The 3338-nt window shown below is 64.3% G+C and carries 4 protein-coding genes; all 4 read right to left on the bottom strand.

The window, feature by feature from the left end; genetic code table 11:
• Positions 1-199: 199 nt before the first annotated feature.
• Entirely contained in the window at positions 200-982 is a 783-nt protein-coding gene (locus tag ACEQZD_RS05325) for an ElyC/SanA/YdcF family protein (RefSeq protein WP_370184431.1), read from the bottom strand.
• Positions 982-2157, bottom strand: coding sequence for a DegT/DnrJ/EryC1/StrS family aminotransferase (locus ACEQZD_RS05320; RefSeq protein WP_370184429.1), 1176 nt, complete (start codon positions 2155-2157; stop codon positions 982-984). Before ACEQZD_RS05320 ends, ACEQZD_RS05325 begins: the two co-directional genes overlap by 1 nt.
• Positions 2158-2161: 4 nt before the next feature.
• Positions 2162-2941, bottom strand: a complete 780-nt coding sequence (locus ACEQZD_RS05315) for a formyltransferase family protein (RefSeq protein ID WP_194855706.1) — start codon at positions 2939-2941, stop codon at positions 2162-2164.
• Positions 2938-3338, bottom strand: a 401-nt coding sequence (locus tag ACEQZD_RS05310) for a sugar transferase (protein WP_370184426.1), incomplete at its 5' end; no start/stop codon positions are given. The genes ACEQZD_RS05310 and ACEQZD_RS05315, both read right to left, overlap by 4 nt.

The following is a 3338-nucleotide window of genomic DNA, read 5'->3' as shown; positions in this document are numbered from 1 at the left end:
TATCGGCAGCGCCACGGCATCGCAGAGCATCATAATCGCCCGCTTCTGCGACCTATTACAGCGCAGCACCAGGGCAGCAACCTTATACAACAGCGCTTTCAACGGCGATTCACTCCACATCCGGGGCCGGCGGCGCGCATCTTCACCCGATACACACCTTACAAGCAAGGTTAGCGCATCTTGGCAGCAGGCGCTTCAGCTACTCGGTCTCCCGCGGCGCCCCGGCCTCCCCCCTCAGCCTCGCCCACCACAGGCCGATGATCTCTTTGAGATTTCGTTCCATAAGACTGATATTGCCTGATCTGGGTATCTGATTGCCGACCACACCGTCCGACACCAGACCCTGAGTAGGCGCCGGCACCACCGCCAGCCCTTTTTCGTCGAACAGTGCCACCGCACGGCGCATATGCAGGGCCGAGGTCACCAGAATCATAAGTTCGCCGGGTTTTACCCAGCGCGCCACCGCGTCCGCTTCAGCTTCAGTATTGACCGGCTCGCGGGCACGCAGAATAGCTTCCGGCGGCACGCCCCAGGACGCCGCCACGGTTGCCAGATCGTCCGCCGTGGTCAGGGTGTGCTCGGTGACATCCGGTACACCTCCGGTCACGATCAATGTCGCTGCCGGCAACTGCCGGTAAAGCCGCACCCCCTCGGCCAGTCGGTGCAGGGAGTTCGTGGACAGGCGGCTCACCGGAGATAGGGACGGGTCGGGCCGCGAGCCCGCGCCGAGCACCACCACCCAGGAAGCGTCCGGCGGCATCCAGAGACGCGGGTAGTCGTTCTCTATGGCGGTGGCAGCCTGTCGAGGCAGCAGCGGCACCGACAACAGCAACAGCAGGAGCGTCCCGGACGTAAGCGCCACCAGACTCAGCCGGCGGGCACGGTTCAGGTACAAGAGCACCAAACCGAGGATCAGCAGACCAAGAATCAGCGGCAGCGGCATCAACAGCGCGCCCGCCAGCTTGGTCAGCTGAAAGGACATCAGCCGGCGGCCTCGTTCATCACCTCAGCGAGAGCGTCCACGGTGCGTTGCATATGGGCGTCTTCCAGGGTGGGATGAACCAGGAACATAAGACTGGTCTCGCCGAGCTCACGGGCCACCGGCAGGGGCCGTGCGGGCGCCAGCCCCGCGTCCTGGAAACAGCGCTCCAGGTACACTTCGGAACAGGACCCGGAGAAGCATGGCACGCCCCGCTCCACCATGGCGGTCATGATCCGGTCACGGCTCCAGCCCGGGTTCAATGCTTCCGGCTCCACGAACACATAGCCTTTATACCCGGCGTGCGCCGCGGCTTCCGGCAGTGCCGGGACGCGCAGGCCAGGCAGGCGCCGGCCGGCGTCCCACAGGGTCTGACAGTGTGCCTGTCTGCGCCGGGTCCACTCGCCCATGCGCTGTAGCTGAATGCGGCCGATGGCCGCCTGCATTTCGGTGAGCCGCCAGTTATGGCCGAAGCTTTCGTGCAGCCAGCGAAAACCGGGGGGATGGTCACGCTCGTAGACCGCCTCCCAGCTCTTGCCGTGGTCCTTGAGACTCCACATCCGCGACCACAGTGCCGCATCGTTGGTGGTGACCATGCCGCCCTCGCCGCCCGTGGTCATAATCTTATCCTGGCAGAACGACCAGCAGCCCACATGTCCCAGACTGCCCACGGGGCGGTCTTTCCAGGTGGCGCCATGGGCCTGGGCGCAGTCCTCGATCAGCCACAGCCCGTGTTCTTCCGCCAGCGCGCCCAGGGCGTCCATATCACAGGGCCAGCCGCCCAGATGCACGCACAGAATGGCTTTCGTCGCCGGCGTCAGTGCCGCCGCCACGGTGGCGGCGGTGAGATTCTGGGACTCCCGGTCCACGTCGGCGAATACCGGCCGGGCGCCGGCGTTCACCACCGCGCTGGCAGTGGCGAGATAGGTGCGCGGGGGCACAATCACCTCATCGCCCGGGCCGATGTCCAGCCCACGCAGCGCGAGATCCAGCGCCAGGGTCCCGTTCGCCACGGCCACCGCATGCTCGGTGCCGGTAAAAGCGGCGAACTCGCGCTCGAAATGACGCCCCTCTTCGCCGGTCCAGTAGTTGACCCGGTTGGAGAGCAGCACCCGGCGGACGGCGTCCGCTTCTTCCTCGCTATAGCTTGGCCAGGGCGGGAAAGGTCCGTTCAACATAGATTCAATCCGAGGGCTGGGTAAACAGGCTGCTGGTGGACGGGTCGGCCAGGGACTCCAGAATGGTGCGGCTGACCAGGGTGCACTTCACCCCGTTGATGACTTTATAGGCGCCGTCATAAGGAGGGAACCAGAAGGCGCGAATTTTACGCTCCACGTCATCGCCCTCCTTCACCTCCTTCATCGCCTCCATCCGTGCCCGGCTGACGTAGCGGCCACCGGTATTGGGCGTGGTGGCCAGGCGCTGTTCGCTCGCCAATAGTCGCTCTGTGATCTCCTGGAACTGGGCGAGCAGCAGGGGCTGCGCCTTGGCCTCCAGGGTGCGGGCGGTTTCGCGCTGTCGATCCACCGGGAACTCACGCACCTGGATGATTTCGCCGGTATCGATATCCTCATCCACGTAATGGGCGGATACCGCCCAACGGGGAAGGTCTTCGAGAATCGCCAGGTTATAGCCGGCGGTGCCTTTGTATTCCGGCAGAGGCGCGGGATGGAAATTAACCACCCCTCGACCGCAATGCTCCAGCAAAGGAGCGCGGATCTTCTGCCAGTAGAGCATGGAAAGCCCGAGATCCACGGACAAGGAGCCGTCGGTCACCCCGGCCTCCACCTCCTCACGGCTGAGTATCGGCACGCCGGCATCGCGGGCCACCTCGCTGGTCGGAGACACCGCCAGGTGACTGTCGGTGATGACACCCACCACCGAAACGTCGTCGCGTTCCAGCAGCCAGGCGAGCGCCTTGGCGGCCACGGGCTTGCGGCCCATGAAAAGTACGTTAATCATTCGTCGTCATTACCTTTGAAATAGTCCGTGGTGGCGTGGCCGTCCTTGGAAACGCCGTCGCGGCGCAGCACCGTCCAGGCCGTGAGCAGCAGTATTTTCAGATCCAGCCACAGACCCGCATGGTCGACATACCACACATCCAGATCGAATTTTTCCTGCCAGGTGACATTATTGCGCCCATTGATCTGCGCCCAGCCGGTAATACCGGGGCGCACCTCATGACGGCGGCGCTGGTGGGCGTTGTAGAGCGGCAGATAGGCCATCAACAGGGGACGCGGCCCCACCAGGCTCATGTCACCGCGCAGCACGTTGAGCAGCTCCGGTAGTTCGTCCAGGCTGGAGCTGCGCAGAAAACGACCGAATGGAACCAGCCGCTGGTCGTCCGGCAACAGCTCAC

The organism is Alloalcanivorax sp. (genome assembly GCF_964221125.1).
Classification (GTDB): domain Bacteria; phylum Pseudomonadota; class Gammaproteobacteria; order Pseudomonadales; family Alcanivoracaceae; genus Alloalcanivorax; species Alloalcanivorax venustensis.
Note: the sequence above shows the minus strand (reverse complement) of the source record. Positions and strands in the feature narration are given on the sequence as shown.